Origin of the sequence: Streptomyces sp. NPDC005402, assembly GCF_040606575.1 — a bacterium.
In the GTDB taxonomy this organism is placed as follows: Bacteria; Actinomycetota; Actinomycetes; order Streptomycetales; family Streptomycetaceae; genus Streptomyces.
This window is the reverse complement of record NZ_JBEXFB010000026.1, coordinates 59,189-79,167: the sequence shown is the minus strand read 5'-3', so window position 1 is coordinate 79,167 and position 19,979 is coordinate 59,189. Positions and strand designations below refer to the sequence as shown.

Here is a 19,979-nt window from a genome sequence, read left to right as displayed (position 1 = left end):
CCTGGACCGCATGTCAACGATCCGTCTCCTCGTGCTCGGCGCGGTGCGCCAGCACGGGCGGGCCCACGGCTACCAGGTGCGCAACGACCTGGAGTACTGGGGCGCGCACGAGTGGTCCAACGCCAAGCCCGGCTCGATCTACCACGCACTGAAGCAGATGGCGAAGCAGGGGCTGCTGCACGCGCACGAGATCGCGCCCTCCACGGTCGGCGGCCCGCCGCGCACCGAGTACGAGATCACCGACGTGGGCACCGAGGAGTTCCTGCGGCTGGTGCGGGAGGCGCTGACCTCCTACGACCAGAAGATGGACATCAAGTCGGCGGCCATCGGCTTCATGGTCGAGCTGCCGCGTGCCGAGGCGGTGTCGCTGCTCAAGGAGCGGATCCGGCGCATCGAGGAGTGGCGCTCCGCCGTCACCGAGCACTACGTGCCCGCGGACGGCCCGCAACAGCTCGGCCACATCGGCGAGATCATGAACCTCTGGATCCACACGGCCGACGCCGAGGCCGAGTGGACCCAGGGGCTCATCGCCCGCATCGAGGACGGGGCGTACACCTTCGCGGGGGAGGGCGACCCCTTCGTCGGTGTGCTCGCCGAGGGCGAGGAGAACCCGTACGCGACGGGAGAGCGGCACCCCGGGGACGCTGGCTAATCAAGTTTGACGAGTCTGGTCGGTGGTGTTACTTTGAAAAAGTAGTCAAGTTTGACTACGGGCTGATCTGGGAGGGAGCCCGATGACCGACGTGATCGTCGCGGAAGGCCTGTGGAAGCGGTACGGCGACAAGGCCGCTCTGGACGGGCTCGACCTGAGGGTCGCGCGCGGCAGCGTCCACGGCGTGCTCGGCCCCAACGGCGCGGGCAAGACGACCCTGGTCCGTGTCCTTGCCACCCTGCTGCGCCCGGACGAGGGCCGCGCCGAGGTGGCGGGCCACGATGTGGAGCGCGCCGCCTATGACGTACGGCTGCGCATCGGTCTGCTCGGCCAGCACGCGGCCCTCGACGAGGAGCTCGGCGGCCGCCAGAACCTGGAGATGTTCGGCCGCCTCTACCACCTGGGCGCCCGCCACGCGCGCGTGCGCGCGGACGAGCTCCTGGAGCGCTTCGGCCTCGCCGACACCGGCCGCAAACCGGTCCGCTCGTACAGCGGCGGCATGCGGCGCCGCCTGGATCTCGCCGCCTCCTTGATCCGCGACCCGGAGGTGCTGTTCCTGGACGAGCCCACGACCGGCCTCGACCCGCGCGGCCGCGCCGAGGTGTGGGCCGCGGTCCGCTCCCTGGTCGGCGGCGGTACGACGGTCCTGCTGACCACGCAGTACCTGGAGGAGGCCGACCAGCTCGCCGACCGGATCTCCCTCGTCGACCGGGGCCGGGTCGTCGCCCACGGCACGCCGGACGAGCTGAAGGCGCGCACCGGGGGCGACCGCATCGACGTGGTCCTGCGGGACGCGGGCCAACTGGGCGCGGCGGTCGCGCTGTTGCCGGTGCCGTCCGAGGGCGTCTCGGTCGACCCCGACCGCCGGCTGCTCAGCGCCCCGGTCACCGACCGGATGGCGGCGCTCTCCGGAGTCGTACGGGCCCTGGAGGCCGCCGGGATCGAGGCGGAGGACGTGGTCCTGCGCCGGCCCACGCTGGACGAGGTGTTCCTGCATCTCACCGGTGACGAGAACCGAGTGAAGGAGGCCGTGTGAGCACGTACGCGCTGACCGATTCCTGGATGATGACCCGGCGCGAACTCGCCCACTGGGCACGGCAGCCGGTGCGGGTCCTCGTCGGGCTGGTCTTCCCCGTGATGCTGCTGCTGATGTTCGGCTATCTGGTCGGCGGCGGCCGGGGCCTCGAAGGGGACTACGTCGACTATCTGGTCCCGGGGATGCTCGCTCTGACCATGGCGTTCGGGCTCGAGGCGACCATGATCGCCGTCACCCAGGACCTCAACAAGGGGGTGATCGACCGCTTCCGGTCCATGCCGATGGCCAACGGGGCGGTCCTGGTGGGCCGTTCGGCCGCCGACATGCTGCAGTCCGTGCTGAGCCTGGCCGCGATGATCGGCGTCGGGTACGCGATCGGCTGGCGGGTGCAGGGGGGCTTCACCGGACTCCTGGCGGCAGTGGGCCTGTTGCTGCTCTTCCGCTTCGCCATGCTCTGGATCGGCATCCACCTGGCGATGGTCGCCGGTAAGCCGGAGATGGTGCAGGCGGTGCAGATCCTGGTCTGGCCGGTGGGCTTCCTGTCCAACGCGTTCGCGACCCCCGACACCATGCCCGGCTGGCTGGCCACGGTCGTCGAGTGGAACCCCATGTCCCAGACGGCGACGGCCGTCCGGGACCTGGTGGGCGGCCCGGGCGGCGAACCAGGGCACGTGTGGGCGGCGGTGGTGTGGCCGATCGCGCTCCTGGCGGTCTTCTTTCCGCTGGCGGTACGGAGATTCGCCCGGCTGAGCCGCTAGGACCGGTCGGCGCCGACGGTCCCAGCGGCATTGCCGCGTCGGCCGTCGGCACCCCTCACGCCGGGGCGGCCGGTCGACCCCGGTTCGGTAGCCACCTCAGCACGCCGAACCCGATGGTCCGCCCGGGCACAGCGACTGTGACCTGCGGCGCGGCTCCCGGGGGCACGGAGGGGGCAGGCGGGCACGTCTGTCGTCGTGGTGGCGGGGCGGGAGGGCTGTGTGGTCTCACGGGCGGGCGTGGTCGGGGTGCGGCCTTTATGAGGGGCGGGCGTGCAGGGGCGGGGTGCGGGGACGGGGAAAGGCGGTGGTCCTGTTGTGCCCCGCCGGGACGGGGTGGCCCGGCTGTCGTCTCTAGGGCAGGCGTCGTCGGCGACGCGGCACTACGACCGGCGGCTGTGCAGGGGCGGGATGCGGGGAGGGAGGGCGGGTGGTGGTCCTGTTGTGCACCTCCGGGGCGGGGTGGACAGGCTGTGTCGTCTCCAGGGCACGCGTGGTCGGTGGCGCGGCATGACGACCGGCGGCTGTGCAGAGGCTGGGGGCGCGGAGGGGTGCGGCAGGCGGCACCCCGTTGCCTCCGGGCGGAGCGGACGAGTTGTCGTTTCTCGCGGTCGGCCGCGTCGAGGGCGGGCTCCTCACGGGCAGGCGGCCGCTCAGGGCCGGAGGTGCGCCGAAGGGGCTGACAGGGGCCGAGGGGGCTGACAGGGCGGGCCCTCTCCTCGGCCCCGCGGCGCGGACGGTCCGGATCTAGTGGTGGAACCCGGTCGCCGCACCCTTGTCCCTCGTGAACGGGGCCGGCTGGCGGCGCAGTTCGGGCAGCAGGCTCTCCAGGTCCTCCACGAAGAGGTCGGCGAGGTCGGTCGAGAAGCCGTTGCGGCACACCACCCGCAGCACCGACAGGTCCTCGCGGTTCGGCGGAAAGGTGTACGCCGGCACGAGCCAGCCCCGCTCGCGCAGCCGCCGGGAGACGTCGAACACGTCGTACGCCTCGATGCCCGGAGCCGTCGTGAACGCGAACACCGGGAGTTCGTCACCGCGGGTCAGCAGCCGGAAGTCGCCGAGCGCCTCCACGCGTTCGGCGACGCCCCTGGCGACGTCCCGCGTGGACTGCTGCACGGCCCGGTAACCCTCGCGGCCCAGCCGCAGGAAGGTGTAGTACTGCGCGACGACCTGGGCCCCCGGGCGGGAGAAGTTCAGCGCGAAGGTCGGCATGTCACCGCCCAGGTAGTTCACCCGGAACACGAGCTCCTCGGGCAGCGCCTCCCCGTCCCGCCACAGCGCCCAGCCGACACCGGGGTAGACCAGCCCGTACTTGTGCCCCGAGGTGTTGATCGAGGCGACCCTGGGCAGCCGGAAGTCCCACACCAGGTCCTCGTCCAGGAAGGGCGCGACCATGGCGCCGGACGCCCCGTCGACGTGCACGGGGATGTCCAGGCCGGTGCGCTCCTGGAGGGCGTCGAGGGCGGCGCACAGGTCCGCGATCGGTTCGTAGGAGCCGTCGAAGGTGGAGCCGAGGATGCCCACGACCCCGATGGTGTTCTCGTCGCACAGCTCGGCGGCGGCCTGCGGGTCGAGGTGGAAGCGCTCGCCCTCCATGGGCACCAGGCGAGCCTCCACCTCCCAGAAGTTGCAGAACTTCTCCCAGCACACCTGGACGTTGACCCCCATGACCAGGTTGGGGCGGGCCCCGGGATACCGGTCGGCGTTGCGCTGGGCCCAGCGCCGCTTGAGCGCCATGCCGGCGAGCATGCACGCCTCGCTGGAACCGGTCGTCGAACAACCCACCGCCGCCGAGGGATCCGGCGCGTGCCACAGGTCGGCGAGCATCGACACACAGCGCCGCTCCAGCTCGGCGGTGCGCGGGTACTCGTCCTTGTCGATCATGTTCTTGTCCCGGCACTCACCCATCAGGACCCCGGCCTGCGGTTCCATCCAGGTGGTGACGAAGGTGGCGAGGTTCAGCCGGGAGTTGCCGTCGAGCATCAGCTCGTCGTGGACCACCTGGTAGGCGGTCGACGGCGGCAGGGGCGCGGTGGGCAGCCGGTGCTTGGGCGGGGCCTCGGTCATCCCGCCGACCGGATCGGCCTCGCCGTAGAAGGGATTGACGGACAGCGGGCGCTCGTCGGGCTTGTCGGGACCTTTGTGCAGTGGCATGGGCGTGCCTCCTGAAGAGATCAACGTCGGTCAGCGGACCGGGGTTCCGTCCGCGCGCAACTGCATCTGCGGCCGTCCCGTCACCAGCAGCCAGGCCGGCAGCGAGGCGACGCACAGCAGCGCGAGGATCGTGGGAGAGGCCACCAGCACGGCGGCGACGAACAGACTCACCCAGGCCTGCCGGGTGACGGCGAGCAGGATGCCCAGCACCCCGGCCGCCACGCCGACGGCAGGGTGTACGGCATCCACGAGCGCGTGGGCGCACAGCCCGAACGCGACGCCGACGAACACGGCCGGGAAGATCCGCCCGCCCCGGAAGCCGCAGGAGGCGGCGACGAGCAGCGCGGCCAGCTTCACCACGGTCATGGTGGCGAACTGCCCGGCCGACCAGCCCGCCGGATCGGCCGCCAGCTCGGCGGTCTCGTCGAGCCCTTTGAAGAGCGTCAGATGGCCACCGGCCGCCGCCAGCAGCCCCAGGACGAGCCCGCCGACCGGGAGCATCACCATCGGGTGCCGCAGCCGCGCGAACGTGCCATGGACGTACGGGAAGGCCAGCACGGCCGCCATGCCGAGCAGCGCGGCGGCCGACGCGATCACCAGGGCCGCCAGCAGATCGCCCCAGCCGGGCCGGCCGAACGCCGGCAGATGCAGGTCGAAGGACGGATGGTCCAGCAGGGTGACCGTCAGCGCTCCGGCCGCGGCCGCGGCCAGCGGCCCGAAGACGTTGTCCCACAGCGCGCCCCTGAGCTGCCGCCCGGCCAGCGCCTCGGAGATCACCAGCGCCGCCGCCACCGGCGTCCCGAACAGCGCGCCGATCGTCCCCGCCTCCGCCAGTGCCGACCACAGCCCGCGCGGCATCCGGGGGATCAGCCGGCCCCCCAGCTTGAAAGCCAGAGCCACGTTCACCGCGATGATCGGGTTCTCGGGCCCGAGACTCGGCCCGCCCGCGAGCATCAGCGCGGTTGCCAGCAGCAGCCCCGGCAGCACGGCGAGCGGCAGTACCGGAGCGTCGAGCCCCAGGGTGGCCGGATCGGGCCCGGCATGCCCCGGCACCTTCCACACCACCAGCCCCACAGCCACCCCGGTCGCCGTGAGCACCACCAGCATCCACAGCACGGAGTACCGGCCCACCCCGAGCGCGTCCGGCAGGTTCCGCCACAGCACGTGCTGAAGCTGCTCGGCCGCCGCGCTGATCCCGAGCAGCAGCAGACTCGCGCCCACCCCGACGACGAGAGCGGGGAGGATCAACGGCAGCAAGGCGCGCGCCGGGGTCGCCGGGGCGGCGGCTGCCTGCTGCGCGGTGTCCTGGGCCACCAGCTCACGATAAGCGGACATAACGGGCGGGACATCCGGAGGTGTCCTTGCGGGGCTTGCACCTCACGTGGCGTGAGGAGCCACCGTGGAGCGCGTACCGAGAAGGGAGCGGACGAAGTGGGCTACTCGGTGGGACAGGTCGCGGGCTTCGCCGGCGTCACGGTGCGCACGCTGCACCACTACGACGACATCGGCCTGCTCGTGCCCGGCGAGCGCAGCCACGCGGGCCACCGGCGCTACAGCGACGCCGACCTCGACCGGCTGCAGCAGATCCTGTTCTACCGCGAGCTCGGCTTCCCGCTCGACGAGGTCGCCGCCCTGCTCGACGACCCGGCCGCGGACCCGCGCGCGCACCTGCGCCGCCAGCACGAGCTGCTGACCGCCCGGATCGAGAAGCTGCAGAAGATGGCGACGGCCGTGGAACACGCCATGGAGGCACGCAAGATGGGGATCGATCTCACGCCGGAGGAGAAGTTCGAGGTGTTCGGGGACAAGGACCCGGAGCAGTACGCGGACGAGGTGGAGCAGCGCTGGGGCGGCACGGAGGCGTACGCCGAGTCGCAGCGCCGCACCGCGAGCTACAGCAAGGACGACTGGAAGCGCATGCAGGTGGAGGTGGCCGACTGGGGCGAGCGCTACGACGCCCTGATGGCCGCCGGCGACGCACCGGCCTCCCCCGCGGCCATGGACATGGCGGAGGAACACCGGCAGCACATCTGCCGCTGGTTCTACGACTGCCCGTACGAGATGCACCGGTGCCTGGGCGAGATGTACGTGTCGGACGAACGCTTCAAGGCGTTCTACGACTCCATGCGCCCCGGTCTCGCCGAGCACCTCAGGGACGCGATCACGGCGAACGCGGCCCGGCACACCGCCTGACCTGCCTGGAGCACCTGCCCCGGGGCTACTCCCGGGTCAGGACCACCGCCGTGCCGTAGGCGCACACCTCCGTGCCGACGTCCGCCGCCTCCGTCACGTCGAAGCGGAACATCAGCACGGCGTTCGCCCCACGCGCGCGTGCCTGCTCGACGAGCCGGTCCATCGCCTGGTTGCGGGTCTGCACCAGCGTCTTGGTGAGCCCCTTGAGCTCGCCGCCGATCATCGACTTCAGCCCGGCGCCGATCTGGCTGCCGACGTGCCGGGAACGCACGGTCAACCCGAAGACCTCGCCCAGCACCTCCTGGACCCGGTGACCGGGCACGTCGTTGGTGGTCACCACGAGCACGTCGGGCCGAGGCCCCTGGCCGCCGCCGTATTCGTCAATACCCATGGCTCACAGCTTTGTCCCGGAGAAGGCACAGTGCATCCTGGGGAGCCCCATGGAACCTGGGTCACCACGGCTGCGTTGATACTTTGGGCAGCCAGCCCCGCCTCCCACCAGCAGGAGCCACAATCCCGTGACCACGCTCGCGCTCGGCCCCGAGTGGATCAGTCCCGACCATCTGATCCAGACCTTCAGCCTGCCCGGCATCCTGCTGATCGTCTTCGCCGAGTCGGGCCTCTTCGCGTTCCTGCCGGGCGACTCCCTGCTGTTCACCGCGGGTCTGTTCGTGGCCGAGGGGAACTTCATCAGCCAGCCCCTGTGGCTGGTCTGCACGCTGATCGTGGCGGCCGCCGTCCTCGGTGACCAGGTCGGCTACATGATCGGCAAGTTCTTCGGCCCGAAGCTCTTCAGCCGCCCCAACTCCAAGCTCTTCAAGCAGGAGAACCTGGACAAGGCCCACGAGTTCATGGAGAAGTTCGGCCCCAAGGCCATCGTCCTGGCCCGCTTCGTGCCGATCGTGCGGACCTTCGCCCCCATCGTGGCGGGTGCCGGCCGGATGAAGTACCGCACCTTCCTGACGTACAACGTCATCGGCGGCGTGGCCTGGGGCACGGGCGTCACCCTGGCCGGCTACTGGCTCGGCCAGATCGACGGCATCAAGAAGAACGTCGAGGCGATCCTCGTCCTGATCGTCCTGGTCTCGGTGGTCCCGATCCTCATCGAGTACCTGCGCGAGCGCTCCAAGAAGAAGCGGGCGGCGGCGCAGACTCCGGCGGCCCCGCCCCAGCAGCAGTACCAGCCCATGGACGACGCGACGACCCAGCTCCGCCGCATCCCGTCCCACGACGAGCCGCAGCCGCCCCAGCAGCAGCACAACGGCTACGACCAGTACTACGGCCAGCAGCAACAGCAACAGCAGCCCTACGGCCAGCAGCAACAGCAGCCGTACGCCCAGCACTACCCGCAGAACCACGGCAACCAGCAGTACGGCCAGCAGAACCAGCAGAACCAGAACCAGCAGTACCCGTACAACGAGGGCTACTGACCGAAGGTCAGAACCCTCGCGTCCTCTTGGCCGCCCGCCGCTTCCCCGCGGAACCGACCCTCAGGAACAGCCGGGAGATCTCGGACCCCAGGTTGACCCCGATGGCGATGGCCATGGCCAGAGCCGCCGCCTTAGACAGGGACACCAGCCCCTCGTCGACCTGGTTCCCGGCGATCGACAACAACCCGAAGTACGTGGCGGAGCCCGGCAGCAGGGGCCCGATCGCCGCGGTCGTGTAGGGCAGGGCGGAAGCGAACCGGTACCGGGACAGCAGCTGCCCGAACAAGCCGACCAGCCCCGCCGCCACCGCTGTGGAGGCGACCGGGGAGAACTCGCCGGTGTAGTGCATCGCGCCGTACACACACCACGCGACACCGCCGTTCAACGTGACGGCCAGCACGGTGGATCGTTCCTGCTGCAACAGCACCGCGAAGGTCAGCGACAGCAGCATCGACGCCGCGATCTGCCACAGCGGCCGCGACTGTGTCGACAGCGCCTCGTCGGGATTGAGATGCGCCCCCAGCTGCACCCCGACGTAGAGCATCACCAGCACGCCCACCACGATCCCGACGAAGAAGTACATGACCTCCAGTAGCCGGGCCGACGCGGTGATGTAGAAGCCGGTCAGCCCGTCCTGGACGCCCGCCACCAGCGCCCGCCCGGGCAGCAGCGCGAACAGCCCACCGGTGATGACCGCGGACGCCTTCACGTCCACATGGGCCAGCGTCAGCGCGATCCCGATCGCGGCGGGCGGCATCGCGGCGACCGTGAACTGGTAGAACTCCGGCAGCCCGCGCCCCGCGCACAGCCACGCCAGCCGGTCGCCGAGCATCGCGCCCAGCATGGCCGCGACGAACACCAGCAGGTCACCGCCGACCAGCACGGAGGCCGCGCCCGCGAGCAACCCGGACGCCGAGGTGAGCACCCAGGTCGGGTACGGGTGCCGGTTCCGGCGGATCTCCGCGAGCCGCCGGTAGGCCTCCTCCAGGGAGATGGCCGTCTCCGGATCACTGAGGTCGTCCACGAGCTGGAACACGGCCGCGAGGCGCGTGTAGTCGGTACCGCGCCGCCGTACCGTCCTGGAGGCCGTCACGGGATCGTCCACGAGCGACGGCTGGTACGTGATCGACAGCAGCGTGAAGGTGACGTTCGGCTCGCAGCGGTCCAGGCCGTAGGACCGGCAGACGGCGAACATCGCCGCCTCCACGTCCTCCGCCCCCTCACCGCCCGCGAGCAGCAACTCGCCGATGCGCAGGGTCAGGTCGAGCACGCGCGGGACGGCCGGACCGGCATCGTCCTCGGACTTCTGCACCGGCTCCGGCGCGGGCCGCTCGGCCACCGGCATCCGCAGCATCGTGCGCATCCGGTCCTGCCAGGGCACGTCCTTGGTCAGACTGACCACCGGTATGCCGGTCGGCGGGGTGAACGCGGGCGGCGCGTCCTTCGCGCTGTAGGTGCGGGGCGTACTGAACGCCGACTTCTCCGGCTCCGCGGCCGACGGCTGCGGAACCTCCAGCCCCTTCGGCACCGCGAACTCGGACGTGGCCTCCGACTCGCCGCCGACGGTTCTCGGCATGGCGAGCCCGTCGGGAAGGGCGAACTCGGACGTGATCTCGGAGTCGTAGAAGCTCCTGGCCTCGTCCGACTGCGGCTTGCGGTGCTCCGCCTCCGTCACTCCGTAACGCTCCCTGAACGACACATTCCGTAAGCCTCAGTATGCGCGGGCACACGAACGGGCCGCACGCGTGCGCGTGCGGCCCGTCCGTGGCACAGGGTCAGTGGCCGCCCTGGTCCTTGAAGCGCTTGTAGGACCGCTCGATCTCGGCCTCGGCGTCTACGCGGCCGACCCAGTCGGCACCCTCGACGGACTTGCCGGGCTCCAGGTCCTTGTAGACCTCGAAGAAGTGCTGGATCTCCAGGCGGTCGAACTCGGAGACGTGGTGGATGTCACGCAGGTGCTCGACGCGCGGGTCCGTCGCCGGGACGCACAGCAGCTTGTCGTCGCCGCCGGCCTCGTCCGTCATGCGGAACATGCCGATCGCACGGCACTTGATGAGACAGCCCGGGAACGTCGGCTCGTCAAGAATGACCAGCGCGTCCAGCGGGTCGCCGTCCTCGCCGAGGGTGTTCTCGACGAAGCCGTAGTCGGTCGGGTAGGCGGTCGAGGTGAAGAGTCGACGGTCCAGGCGGATCCGACCGGTCTCGTGGTCCACCTCGTACTTGTTCCGCGAACCCTTCGGGATCTCGATCGTGACGTCGAACTCCACCGGTGACTCCTCCATGATCAACACATAGTTCTGGTGGTTAAGTGTCCCTCACGCAGGTGTGTGATCGCGAAAGGGGCTGTTGGTCGTGCCTGAACTGAGGCCTTGGCGGGCCGCGGGCCCGCGTGTGAAGCGGGTCGCGAACGCCGTACGGCCGCGTCTGACACGCGCCGCGGACGCCGTACGTCCAGGACTGACCCGGGCCACGGACACCGTACGGCCGTATCTCGCACGGACCGCCGCCGCCGTGAAACCGCAGGTCACACGGCTTACCGAGGTGACCCGGCCGAAGACCGTCAAGACCTGGCAGTACACCGCCGGCGCCGCCACCGCCGGTCTGGCGCTGGCCGCCACCGTGGCGACGACCGCCGGTCCGTGGGACTCCTCGGGTCAGCGTACGGCCGAGCGGGACCGGGCGGTCGCCCTCGACCGGACGGGTGGCACAGATCACGGAGCCGGCTCCGGTACGACGGCCGCCGCGCCGCGCCCCGCCCCGAGCGCGGCATCCGTGCTCACCGCACTGGGCGGCGGGGCCATCACGGTGAAGTCCGACCCCACCGGAAAAGCCCTCGCCGACGTCCTCGGCCCGCTCCTCGGCAACACCGCGCTCGGCACCCGCCACACGGCGGCCGTCGTGGACGTCGCCAGCGGCAAGCGGCTCTACGGCGCGGGCGCCGGCACGGCGCTGATCCCCGCCTCCACCACGAAGATCGCCACCGCGGTCGCCGCCCTCTCCGCCCTCGGCGCCGACCACCGCCTCACCACGCGCGCGGACCTGGAACCCGACACCAAGGAACTCGTCCTCGTCGGCGGCGGCGACCCCACGCTCACCGCCCGCGCGGGCGGTGAGGGAGGCTGGGCGAGCCTGCGCGAGCTGGCCCGGGACACCGCCGCGGCCCTCAAGAAGCGGGACATCGCGAAGGTCACGCTCTCCTACGACAAGACCCTCTACGCGGGCCCGGAGATCCACCCGATCGGGGTCAACGACAACCTCGCCCCCGTCAGCGCCCTGATGGTGGACGAGGCCCGCACCGACGACTCCGTGAGCGGCCCCGTCGCGCGCGTGAGCGACCCGGCGGCGGACGCGACCCGCATGTTCGCGCGGTTCCTCGCGGACGACGGCATCAGGACGACGTCCCCCGGCCCCTCCAAGGCGACCGGCCGCGCCGAGAACCTCGCCCAGGTCTCCTCACCGCCCCTGTCCGCCCTGGTCGAACGCATGTTGACCAACAGCGACAACGACATCGCCGAGGCCCTCGCCCGCCAGACCGCCGTCGCGGACAAGCAGCGCGCCGACTTCGAGGGCGGCGGCGACGCCATCCGCGACCGGCTCAGGAAACTCGGACTCCCGCTCGCCGGCGCCGACTTCCACGACGGCAGCGGGCTCGACCGCGCCGACCGGCTCACCGCGAACCTGCTGACGTCCCTGCTGGTGAAGGCCGGCGACCCCGCCCACCCGGAGCTGCGCCCCGTCCTCACCGGCCTCCCGGTGGCCGGCTTCACCGGCACGCTGACCAGCCGTTACACCGACGGCGCGGCAGGCGTCGTACGGGCGAAGACGGGCACGCTGACCGGGGTGAACACCCTGGCCGGGACGGTCGTCGACCAGGACGGCCGACTGCTGGCCTTCGCTTTCCTGACCTCGGACACCACCGACCCGGCGGCGGCCCAGAGCGCGCTCGACCGCACGGCCTCGGCGCTGGCCGCCTGCGGCTGCGGCTGACCCGGAGTCCGCGTTGCCCTCCCGCGCGGCCTGCCCCAAGTGGGACCGCTCACGTACGGTTGACGCATGACGAGCATCGGTGGTGCCGAGATGGTCGACTGGAATCTCGCGGTGGCGACCGCGACCCGGCTCGTACGGCCGGGCCCCGACGTGAGCCGCGACGAGGCCCGGGCCGTCGTCGCGGAACTGCGCCGGCACGCCAAGGCCTCGGAGGAACACGTCCGCGGCTTCACCCGGCTGGGGGCGGAAGGCGTCCACGACACTCCCGTACTCGTCGTCGACCGTCCCGGCTGGGTCCGGGCGAACGTCGCCGGCTTCCGGGAACTGCTCAAACCGCTCCTGGAGAAGATGCAGGAGCGGCGCGGCAACACCCCCGGCGGCGCGGTCCTCGGCGCCGTCGGCGGCAAGGTGACCGGCGTCGAACTCGGGATGCTGCTGTCGTTCCTGTCGTCCCGCGTCCTCGGCCAGTACGAGACCTTCGCCCCGGCCACCCGCGAACTCCCCGCGGGGGAGAACGGCGGCGGCCGACTCCTCCTCGTCGCCCCGAACATCGTGCACGTGGAACGCGAACTCGACGTCCAGCCCCACGACTTCCGCCTGTGGGTGTGTCTGCACGAGGAGACGCACCGCACCCAGTTCACGGCCGTGCCCTGGCTGCGCGACCACCTGCAGGGTGAAATCCAGTCGTTCCTGGGGGAGACCGAGGTCGACCCCATGACCGTCCTGGAGCGCATCCGGGAGGCCGCCCAGTCGCTGGCCGGCGGACGGCCCGAGGGCGAGGAGGAGGACGACGGCGGGCGCTCGCTCGTGGAGATCGTCCAGACGCCGGCCCAGCGCGAGATCCTCGGCCGCCTCACCGCCGTGATGTCCCTCCTGGAGGGCCACGCCGACTTCGTCATGGACGGAGTGGGCCCGGCCGTCGTGCCGAGCGTCGCCGAGATCCGCGAGAAGTTCCAGCAACGGCGGGCCAAGGGCGCCTCCCGCCTGGACATGGCCCTGCGCAAGCTGCTCGGCCTGGACGCCAAACTCCGGCAGTACCGCGACGGCGAACGCTTCGTGCGGGCCGTCGTCGACCAGGTCGGCATGGACGGCTTCAACCGTGTGTGGACCTCTCCGAACACTCTTCCTACCAAGACGGAGATCGCCAAACCGGCGGACTGGGTCGCGCGGGTGCACCGCAAGGCCGAGTCGTGAACCGTGTACGGACGTCGTGAGAGGAATCCGGCCGACGGCAGGCGAACGCCCCTCCAATCACCCGTCCGAGGGACCGTGAGCGATGGGTAGGCGTGCAATGCTCGGGGAACGGCCCGGTTCTGTCACCATCTACACACTCTGAGTGACCGAACCTCGGGCTCACCCCCGAAAACTTCATGAAGGGAACCGGACATGGGTCCCCATCCTGCGGTCGCGGCGATACGCCTGGCGGTCCGCCGCGTCCTCCACGACATCCTCAACGACCACCATGCTTCAACCGAGCAGAACCCGCACGAGCGCCCACCGTCGCCGCTCGTCCTCGTGGCCTGCTCCGGCGGCGCCGACTCCATGGCCCTCGCCTCCGCCCTCGCCTTCGAGGCCCCCAAGCTCGGCCTCCGCGCCGGCGGCGTCACCGTCGACCACGGCCTCCAGCCCGGCTCCGACCTGCGCGCCGAGGAAGTCGTCCTCAGGCTGCGCGAACTCGGCCTGGACCCGGTCGAGTCCACCGCCGTGACCGTCGGCCGCGAAGGCGGACCCGAGGCCGCCGCGCGGGACGCCCGCTACGCCGCCCTCGACGCCGCGGCCCAACGCCATGGCGCGATCGCCGTCCTGCTCGGCCACACCCGCGACGACCAGGCCGAAACCGTCCTGCTCGGCCTCGCCCGCGGCTCCGGCATCCGCTCGCTGTCCGGCATGGCGGCCGTCTCCGGGGGCCCCGGGGCCGCCCGCCGTTACCGCCGCCCCTTCCTGGGGCTCGACCGGCAGACCGCCCGCAAGGCCTGCATGGTCCAGTCCCTGCCCGTATGGGACGACCCGCACAACACCGACCCGGCCTACACGCGCTCCCGGCTGCGCCACGAAGGGCTGCCCGCCCTGGAGAAGGCCCTCGGCAAAGGAGTCGTCGAGGCCCTCGCGCGCACGGCCCAGCTCTCCCGCGACGACGCCGACGCCCTCGACGCGTGGGCCCGCCAGGCCGAGGCGTCCGTACGCGACGCCGCCGGCCTGCTGGAGTGCGCCAAGCTCTACGCGCTGCCCCCCGCCGTACGCCGCCGCATCCTGCGCCAGGCCGCCATCGAGGCCGGCGCCCCGGCCGGATCGCTGTTCGCCCGCCACATCGAGGAAGTCGACCGCCTGATCACCGGCTGGCGCGGCCAGGGAGCCATCAATCTCCCGGGCAAAGTCGTCGCCCAGCGGCAGGGTGGCAGACTGGTGATTCGGCAAGGCTGAACCCTTGCTCCCCTTTGGGGGGTGCTGGGCGGCCGCTGGGACGACCGAAAGTGATGCGGGTGGACGCGAAAGACATGGGTGCCGACCTCAAAGAGGTACTCATCACCAAGGAAGAGATCGACGCGAAGCTCGTGGAGCTCGCCGCGAAGATCGACGCGGAGTACGCGGGCAAGGACCTGCTGATCGTCGGCGTCCTCAAGGGCGCGGTGATGGTCATGGCCGACCTCGCCCGGGCGCTGTCCACCCCCGTCACCATGGACTGGATGGCCGTGTCGTCCTACGGCGCGGGCACCCAGTCCTCCGGCGTGGTGCGGATCCTCAAGGACCTCGACACCGACATCAAGGGCAGGCACGTCCTGATCGTCGAGGACATCATCGACTCCGGCCTGACCCTGTCCTGGCTGCTGTCCAACCTGGGCTCGCGCGAGCCGGAGTCGCTCAAGGTGTGCACCCTGCTGCGCAAGCCGGACGCCGCCAAGGTCGCCATCGACGTCGAGTGGGTCGGCTTCGACATCCCGAACGAGTTCGTCGTCGGCTACGGTCTCGACTACGCCGAGAAGTACCGCAACCTCCCGTTCGTCGGTACGCTCGCGCCCCACGTCTACGGCGGCTGAAACGTGGCTGCGGCGCCCGCTGAGCCAACAGAGCCGTCTTTGTAGGACGATCGGGAACCCCGGCGGGTTTCGCGCCGTTGGAGCATGCAGACGGGTGTGCCAGCCGTCCCGTGCGGCTTCGGGCGACAATGCTGGGGTACCGTCAGAAGAACTGTCTTATCAAACTCACTATGGCAGGAGGGACGGGGCGGCACCGCTCCGTATGGATGGACGTGAAGCGATACTTCCGTGGGCCGGTCATGTGGATCGTGCTGGCCGTCCTTGCCGTGGTCGTGTTGATGCAGGTCGTCGGCTCGTCCGGTGGCTACAAGACGGTGGACACCGGCCAGGTCGTCCAGGCGATCAATGACAACAAGGCCGAATCAGCCAAACTGACCACCGGCGACGAGCAGACCATCAAGGTCCAGCTCAAGGACGGCGAAAAGGTCGAGGGCAGCTCGAAGATCCAGGCGAGCTACATCGGCGACCAGGGCCGTGACCTCGCCACAGTGCTGCAGAACAAGTACCAGGACAAGCAGATCCCCGACGGGTACACCGTCTCGCCGACGAAGCAGAACGCCTTCGTCGGGATCCTGCTCTCCCTGCTCCCCTTCGTCCTCATCGTGGTCGTCTTCCTGTTCCTGATGAATCAGATGCAGGGCGGCGGCTCCCGGGTGATGAACTTCGGGAAGTCCAAGGCGAAGCTCATCACCAAGGACACCCCGAAGACGACGTTCTCGGACGTCGCCGGCTCGGACGAGGCCGTCGAGGAGCTCCAGGAGATCAAGGAGTTCCTCCAGGAACCGGCGAAGTTCCAGGCCGTCGGGGCCAAGATCCCCAAGGGCGTACTGCTGTACGGCCCGCCCGGCACCGGCAAGACCCTGCTCGCGCGCGCCGTCGCGGGCGAGGCCGGCGTGCCGTTCTACTCGATCTCCGGTTCCGACTTCGTCGAGATGTTCGTCGGTGTCGGTGCCTCCCGAGTGCGTGACCTGTTCGAGCAGGCCAAGGCGAACGCCCCGGCGATCGTCTTCGTCGACGAGATCGACGCGGTCGGCCGCCACCGCGGCGCCGGCCTCGGCGGCGGCCACGACGAGCGCGAGCAGACGCTGAACCAGCTGCTCGTCGAGATGGACGGCTTCGACGTCAAGGGCGGTGTGATTCTCATCGCCGCGACGAACCGGCCCGACATCCTCGACCCGGCCCTCCTGCGCCCCGGCCGCTTCGACCGCCAGATCGCGGTCGACCGCCCGGACATGCAGGGCCGTCTGGAGATCCTCAAGGTCCACCAGAAGGGCAAGCCGGTCGCGCCCGACGTCGACCTGTCGGCCGTCGCGCGTCGCACGCCGGGCTTCACCGGCGCGGACCTGAGCAACGTCCTCAACGAGGCCGCACTGCTCACCGCCCGCAGCGACAAGAAGCTGATCGACAACTCGATGCTGGACGAGGCGATCGACCGTGTGGTGGCGGGCCCGCAGAAGCGGACCCGGATCATGTCGGACAAGGAGAAGAAGATCACCGCGTACCACGAGGGCGGACACGCCCTGGTCGCGGCGGCTTCCCCCAACTCCGACCCGGTCCACAAGATCACGATCCTCTCCCGAGGCCGTGCTCTGGGCTACACCATGGTCCTGCCGGACGAGGACAAGTACTCGACCACTCGCAACGAGATGCTCGACCAGCTCGCCTACATGCTGGGCGGTCGCGCCGCCGAGGAACTGGTCTTCCACGACCCGACCACCGGCGCCGCGAACGACATCGAGAAGGCCACGGCGACGGCCCGCGCGATGGTCACGCAGTACGGCATGACCGAGCGTCTGGGCGCCATCAAGTTCGGTGGCGACAACACCGAGCCGTTCCTCGGACGTGAGATGTCGCACCCGCGTGACTACTCGGAAGAGGTCGCCGCGCTGGTCGACGAAGAGGTCAAGAAGCTCATCGAGACCGCGCACAACGAGGCCTGGGAAATCCTGGTCGAGAACCGCGACGTCCTCGATCAGCTGGTGCTCCAGCTGCTGGAGAAGGAGACGCTGAACAAGGAGCAGATCGCCGAGATCTTCGCTCCCATCGTGAAGCGTCCCCCGCGGCCGGCCTGGACCGGCTCCTCCCGCCGCACGCCGTCCACCCGTCCGCCGGTGCTCTCCCCCAAGGAGCTCGCACTGACGAACGGCGCCAACGGCGCGGCCCCGGCGATCACCACCGCCAAGGCCACCGCGTCGGAGCCGGCCACGGAGGCCGTTCCCGAGGAGCGCCCCGAGAGCTGACGCTCCACCTGTCCCGCGCCGGTGACGTCACCGGGCCCGGAATGGATGCCGCGCCCCCCAGGTTTTAGCCTGGGGGGCGCGGCGTTTTTCGGCCGTGAGGGACTCTAGGAACGAGGCACCAGATGACCGACCCCGTGACGCTGGACAGCGAGGGCTCCATCGGCGAGTTCGACGAGAAGCGCGCCGAGAACGCCGTACGCGAGCTGCTGATCGCGGTCGGGGAGGACCCGGACCGCGAGGGGCTCCGGGAGACGCCGGGGCGGGTGGCGCGGGCGTACAGGGAGATATTCGCGGGGCTGTGGCAGAAGCCCGAGGACGTGCTGACCACGACGTTCGACCTGGGGCACGACGAGATGGTGCTCGTGAAGGACATCGAGGTGTACTCGACCTGTGAGCACCATCTGGTGCCGTTCAGGGGTGTCGCTCACGTCGGGTACATCCCGGCCACCACCGGCAAGATCACGGGACTGTCCAAGCTGGCCCGGCTCGTGGACGTCTACGCCCGTCGGCCGCAGGTGCAGGAACGACTCACCACGCAGATCGCGGACTCCCTGATGGAGATCCTGGAGCCGCGCGGCGTCATCGTCGTCGTGGAGTGCGAGCACATGTGCATGTCGATGCGGGGGATCCGCAAGCCCGGCGCCAAGACGCTCACCTCGGCCGTACGCGGTCAGCTGCGGGACGCGGCCACGCGCAACGAGGCGATGAGCCTGATCATGGCCCGCTGACCGCCCGGGCCGTCACGCCGTAGACGTGGCTCCTGTGTTCCGGTCGTCGTCCTCCGGGAGCTTGCACACCCGCTCCAGGAAGATCGCCGCCGCTATCACCGCGATGCCGGCAAGGACCGAGAAGCCGGCGTAGATGGCCTGGTCGCGGCGGGCGGGGATGTCCAGGGACTCCAGGAGGAAGACGCCGGTGCCGCCGTACATGCCGGAGACGAGGGCGGCGACCAGGGCGCTGGCCTGCCCGAAGACGACCGCGCGGGCCGCCATCAGGGGGTCGACGCCCTTCGCCTCGGGGGCGCGCTCGCGCTGGGCCTTGAGGCGGGCGCGGATGGAGAGTGCCGTGGCCACCAGGACCACGGCGATCAGGGCGAGGACGATGGGGGCGGCCAGCGGGACGCTGGGCAGGGTCCCGATCGAGTTCCACAGGCGGGCGCCCGCCCAGGACAGGATCCCGGCCACGGCGAAGACGGCGGCCAGCAGCCTGATGCGCAGCTCTCTCACGGTGCCCCTTCAACTCCCCCGAGGTCCTTGGGCGGTCCCACGGACAGTGGTCGTGTTGACCTTAACGGCTATTCGGGCAGCCGGAGTTCCAGGTCCTTGCGGGGTTCCACGCCGTTTCGCGTGACCGTGCCGAGGAGGGCTGCGACCGGGCCGCGGCCGGGCAGCTGGGCCTCGGGCTCCACGTCGTGCCAGGGGACGAGCACGAACGCGCGCTCGTGGGCGCGGGGGTGGGGCAGGGTGAGGGCCGGGTCGTCGGAGACCACGTCCGCGTACGCGACGATGTCGACGTCGAGGGTGCGCGGGCCCCAGCGCTCGTCCCGCACCCGGTTGAAGGCCTCCTCGACCGCGTGGGCCCGCTCCAGCAGGGAGGACGGGGGGAGCGTGGTCTTCAGCACGACGACCGCGTTGAAGTACGACGGCTGGCTGTCGGCGGCCACGCCCCACGGCTCCGTCTCGTAGACCGGGGAGACGGCCTTGACGCGGACGCCGGGCGTGTCCTCCAGGGCGTCGACGGCCCCCTGGAGGGTTTCCAAACGGTTGCCGAGGTTGGAACCGAGGGAGAGCACCGCGCGCTTGGGGTTGTGGAGCGTGGTGTCGGCGGCATCCACCTGCTGCACGACGGAGGCGGGCACCGGCTGTACGGTCGGGTCGCTGTGACCCGCGGCGAAGGACGCGGTCATACTCGGCTCCGGGTGATGGTGACGGTCACGTCGTCGAAGGGCACGGTGATCGGCGCGTCGGGTTTGTGGACCCTGACCTCGACCTCCTCTACCCGCTCGTGCTTCAGACAGACCTGGGCGATGCGCTCGGCGAGCGTCTCGACGAGGTTGACGGGCTCGCCCTCGACGACGGCCACGACCTCCTCTGCCACGATGCCGTAGTGCACGGTCTTCGTCAGGTCGTCGTCGGCGGCGGCCGGCCGGGTGTCCAGTCCGAGGACGACATCCACGACGAAGGTCTGGCCCTCCTCGCGTTCCTCGGGGAACACCCCGTGGTGCCCGCGGGCCTTCAGGCCGCGCAGCGCGACACGATCCACGCGAATCACTCCTGCAATCGTCGGTGACGGCCGGTCCGTACCGTGTGCGGGCGGTACACCGGCCTCGAACGAATCTACCTGCGAGCACTGACAGGGCCGGGCCACGAGGGCGCGGCCGGTGCCGGGGCCAGGAGGTTTCACCGTGTGTTTTCCCTGGGGAACCCGGCGGCTCACGGGTTGGTAGCCGCCCCTACCCAGGGGTGCGTGATTCCAACCACTTCTTGGTCCCGACGGG

Annotated in this window: 19 protein-coding genes; 11 read left to right on the top strand and 8 right to left on the bottom strand. The window is 70.6% G+C overall.

What is annotated here, in order from left to right:
- Positions 1 to 10: 10 nt before the first annotated feature.
- The 3 genes from ABZT02_RS37275 to ABZT02_RS37265 all read left to right on the top strand — a co-directional run bounded on the left by ABZT02_RS37275 (position 11) and on the right by ABZT02_RS37265 (position 2,446).
- Positions 11 to 652, top strand: a complete 642-nt coding sequence (locus ABZT02_RS37275; protein ID WP_356025812.1) for a PadR family transcriptional regulator — start codon at positions 11 to 13, stop codon at positions 650 to 652.
- An 82-nt stretch (positions 653 to 734) separates the two neighbouring features.
- Positions 735 to 1,688, top strand: coding sequence for an ATP-binding cassette domain-containing protein (locus ABZT02_RS37270; RefSeq protein ID WP_356025810.1), 954 nt, complete (start codon positions 735 to 737; stop codon positions 1,686 to 1,688).
- Positions 1,685 to 2,446 carry an ABC transporter permease gene (locus ABZT02_RS37265; RefSeq protein ID WP_356025808.1) on the top strand — a complete coding sequence of 254 codons (762 nt, stop codon included), beginning with the start codon at positions 1,685 to 1,687 and terminating at the stop codon, positions 2,444 to 2,446. Before ABZT02_RS37270 ends, ABZT02_RS37265 begins: the two co-directional genes overlap by 4 nt.
- Positions 2,447 to 3,190: 744 nt before the next feature.
- On the opposite strand, the gene ABZT02_RS37260 is transcribed toward ABZT02_RS37265, so the two are convergent.
- A complete protein-coding gene (locus ABZT02_RS37260; protein WP_356025805.1) occupies positions 3,191 to 4,597 on the bottom strand; it encodes a glutamate decarboxylase in 1,407 nt (468 codons plus the stop codon).
- Positions 4,598 to 4,627: 30 nt separating this feature from the next.
- Positions 4,628 to 5,911 carry an ion channel protein gene (locus ABZT02_RS37255; RefSeq protein ID WP_356025803.1) on the bottom strand — a complete coding sequence of 428 codons (1,284 nt, stop codon included), beginning with the start codon at positions 5,909 to 5,911 and terminating at the stop codon, positions 4,628 to 4,630.
- 117 nt (positions 5,912 to 6,028) lie between these two features.
- On the opposite strand from ABZT02_RS37255, the gene ABZT02_RS37250 reads away from it, so the two are divergent.
- Complete coding sequence (locus ABZT02_RS37250; RefSeq protein WP_356025903.1) at positions 6,029 to 6,790, top strand: MerR family transcriptional regulator; 762 nt, start codon at positions 6,029 to 6,031, stop codon at positions 6,788 to 6,790.
- 25 nt (positions 6,791 to 6,815) lie between these two features.
- On the opposite strand, the gene ABZT02_RS37245 is transcribed toward ABZT02_RS37250, so the two are convergent.
- Positions 6,816 to 7,181: a YbjQ family protein gene (locus ABZT02_RS37245; RefSeq protein WP_356025801.1), complete on the bottom strand. Its 366-nt coding sequence runs from the start codon at positions 7,179 to 7,181 to the stop codon at positions 6,816 to 6,818.
- 127 nt (positions 7,182 to 7,308) lie between these two features.
- Here ABZT02_RS37245 and ABZT02_RS37240 point away from each other — a divergent pair, with 127 nt between their 5' ends.
- The gene (locus tag ABZT02_RS37240; RefSeq protein ID WP_356025799.1) at positions 7,309 to 8,220 is read left to right on the top strand and encodes a VTT domain-containing protein; all 912 of its coding nucleotides are present in this window, start codon (positions 7,309 to 7,311) and stop codon (positions 8,218 to 8,220) included.
- Between the two features lie 7 nt (positions 8,221 to 8,227).
- On the opposite strand, the gene ABZT02_RS37235 is transcribed toward ABZT02_RS37240, so the two are convergent.
- Both ABZT02_RS37235 and ABZT02_RS37230 read right to left on the bottom strand, forming a co-directional pair.
- Entirely contained in the window at positions 8,228 to 9,895 is a 1,668-nt protein-coding gene (locus tag ABZT02_RS37235; RefSeq protein WP_356025796.1) for a threonine/serine exporter family protein, read from the bottom strand.
- A 100-nt stretch (positions 9,896 to 9,995) separates the two neighbouring features.
- Positions 9,996 to 10,487: an inorganic diphosphatase gene (locus ABZT02_RS37230; RefSeq protein ID WP_007383738.1), complete on the bottom strand. Its 492-nt coding sequence runs from the start codon at positions 10,485 to 10,487 to the stop codon at positions 9,996 to 9,998.
- A 79-nt stretch (positions 10,488 to 10,566) separates the two neighbouring features.
- On the opposite strand from ABZT02_RS37230, the gene dacB reads away from it, so the two are divergent.
- The 6 genes from dacB (at position 10,567) to folE (ending at position 18,210) form a co-directional block, all read left to right on the top strand.
- Complete coding sequence (gene dacB, locus ABZT02_RS37225; protein ID WP_356025793.1) at positions 10,567 to 12,207, top strand: D-alanyl-D-alanine carboxypeptidase/D-alanyl-D-alanine-endopeptidase; 1,641 nt, start codon at positions 10,567 to 10,569, stop codon at positions 12,205 to 12,207.
- 66 nt (positions 12,208 to 12,273) lie between these two features.
- Complete coding sequence (locus tag ABZT02_RS37220; RefSeq protein WP_356025791.1) at positions 12,274 to 13,401, top strand: zinc-dependent metalloprotease; 1,128 nt, start codon at positions 12,274 to 12,276, stop codon at positions 13,399 to 13,401.
- 192 nt (positions 13,402 to 13,593) lie between these two features.
- Positions 13,594 to 14,628 carry a tRNA lysidine(34) synthetase TilS gene (gene tilS, locus ABZT02_RS37215; RefSeq protein WP_356025788.1) on the top strand — a complete coding sequence of 345 codons (1,035 nt, stop codon included), beginning with the start codon at positions 13,594 to 13,596 and terminating at the stop codon, positions 14,626 to 14,628.
- Positions 14,629 to 14,681: 53 nt separating this feature from the next.
- On the top strand, positions 14,682 to 15,242 hold the full coding sequence (hpt, locus tag ABZT02_RS37210) for a hypoxanthine phosphoribosyltransferase (protein ID WP_020122574.1): 561 nt from the start codon (positions 14,682 to 14,684) through the stop codon (positions 15,240 to 15,242).
- A gap of 206 nt (positions 15,243 to 15,448) precedes the next feature.
- A complete protein-coding gene (gene ftsH, locus ABZT02_RS37205) occupies positions 15,449 to 17,482 on the top strand; it encodes an ATP-dependent zinc metalloprotease FtsH (RefSeq protein WP_356025786.1) in 2,034 nt (677 codons plus the stop codon).
- A gap of 122 nt (positions 17,483 to 17,604) precedes the next feature.
- On the top strand, positions 17,605 to 18,210 hold the full coding sequence (folE, locus tag ABZT02_RS37200) for a GTP cyclohydrolase I FolE (protein ID WP_356025783.1): 606 nt from the start codon (positions 17,605 to 17,607) through the stop codon (positions 18,208 to 18,210).
- 12 nt (positions 18,211 to 18,222) lie between these two features.
- Here the strand turns inward: folE and ABZT02_RS37195 are convergent, their stop codons facing one another.
- The 3 genes from ABZT02_RS37195 to folB form a co-directional block, all read right to left on the bottom strand.
- Complete coding sequence (locus tag ABZT02_RS37195; protein WP_356025781.1) at positions 18,223 to 18,708, bottom strand: DUF3180 domain-containing protein; 486 nt, start codon at positions 18,706 to 18,708, stop codon at positions 18,223 to 18,225.
- Between the two features lie 68 nt (positions 18,709 to 18,776).
- Positions 18,777 to 19,388 (bottom strand): 2-amino-4-hydroxy-6-hydroxymethyldihydropteridine diphosphokinase, encoded by a 612-nt coding sequence (gene folK / locus ABZT02_RS37190; RefSeq protein ID WP_356025778.1) that lies wholly within the window; start codon positions 19,386 to 19,388, stop codon positions 18,777 to 18,779.
- On the bottom strand, positions 19,385 to 19,744 hold the full coding sequence (gene folB, locus ABZT02_RS37185) for a dihydroneopterin aldolase (RefSeq protein WP_356025776.1): 360 nt from the start codon (positions 19,742 to 19,744) through the stop codon (positions 19,385 to 19,387). Before folB ends, folK begins: the two co-directional genes overlap by 4 nt.
- Positions 19,745 to 19,979 lie beyond the last annotated feature (235 nt).

Coding starts and splice junctions, on each gene's coding strand:
- ABZT02_RS37270 (WP_356025810.1), top strand. CDS start 735: ATGACCGACGTGATCGTCGCGGAAGGCCTGTGGAAGCGGTACGGCGAC.
- folE (WP_356025783.1), top strand. CDS start 17,605: ATGACCGACCCCGTGACGCTGGACAGCGAGGGCTCCATCGGCGAGTTC.
- folK (WP_356025778.1), bottom strand. CDS start 19,388: ATGACCGCGTCCTTCGCCGCGGGTCACAGCGACCCGACCGTACAGCCG.
- tilS (WP_356025788.1), top strand. CDS start 13,594: ATGGGTCCCCATCCTGCGGTCGCGGCGATACGCCTGGCGGTCCGCCGC.
- ABZT02_RS37245 (WP_356025801.1), bottom strand. CDS start 7,181: ATGGGTATTGACGAATACGGCGGCGGCCAGGGGCCTCGGCCCGACGTG.
- ABZT02_RS37220 (WP_356025791.1), top strand. CDS start 12,274: ATGACGAGCATCGGTGGTGCCGAGATGGTCGACTGGAATCTCGCGGTG.
- ABZT02_RS37260 (WP_356025805.1), bottom strand. CDS start 4,597: ATGCCACTGCACAAAGGTCCCGACAAGCCCGACGAGCGCCCGCTGTCC.
- ABZT02_RS37275 (WP_356025812.1), top strand. CDS start 11: ATGTCAACGATCCGTCTCCTCGTGCTCGGCGCGGTGCGCCAGCACGGG.
- hpt (WP_020122574.1), top strand. CDS start 14,682: ATGCGGGTGGACGCGAAAGACATGGGTGCCGACCTCAAAGAGGTACTC.
- ftsH (WP_356025786.1), top strand. CDS start 15,449: ATGGACGTGAAGCGATACTTCCGTGGGCCGGTCATGTGGATCGTGCTG.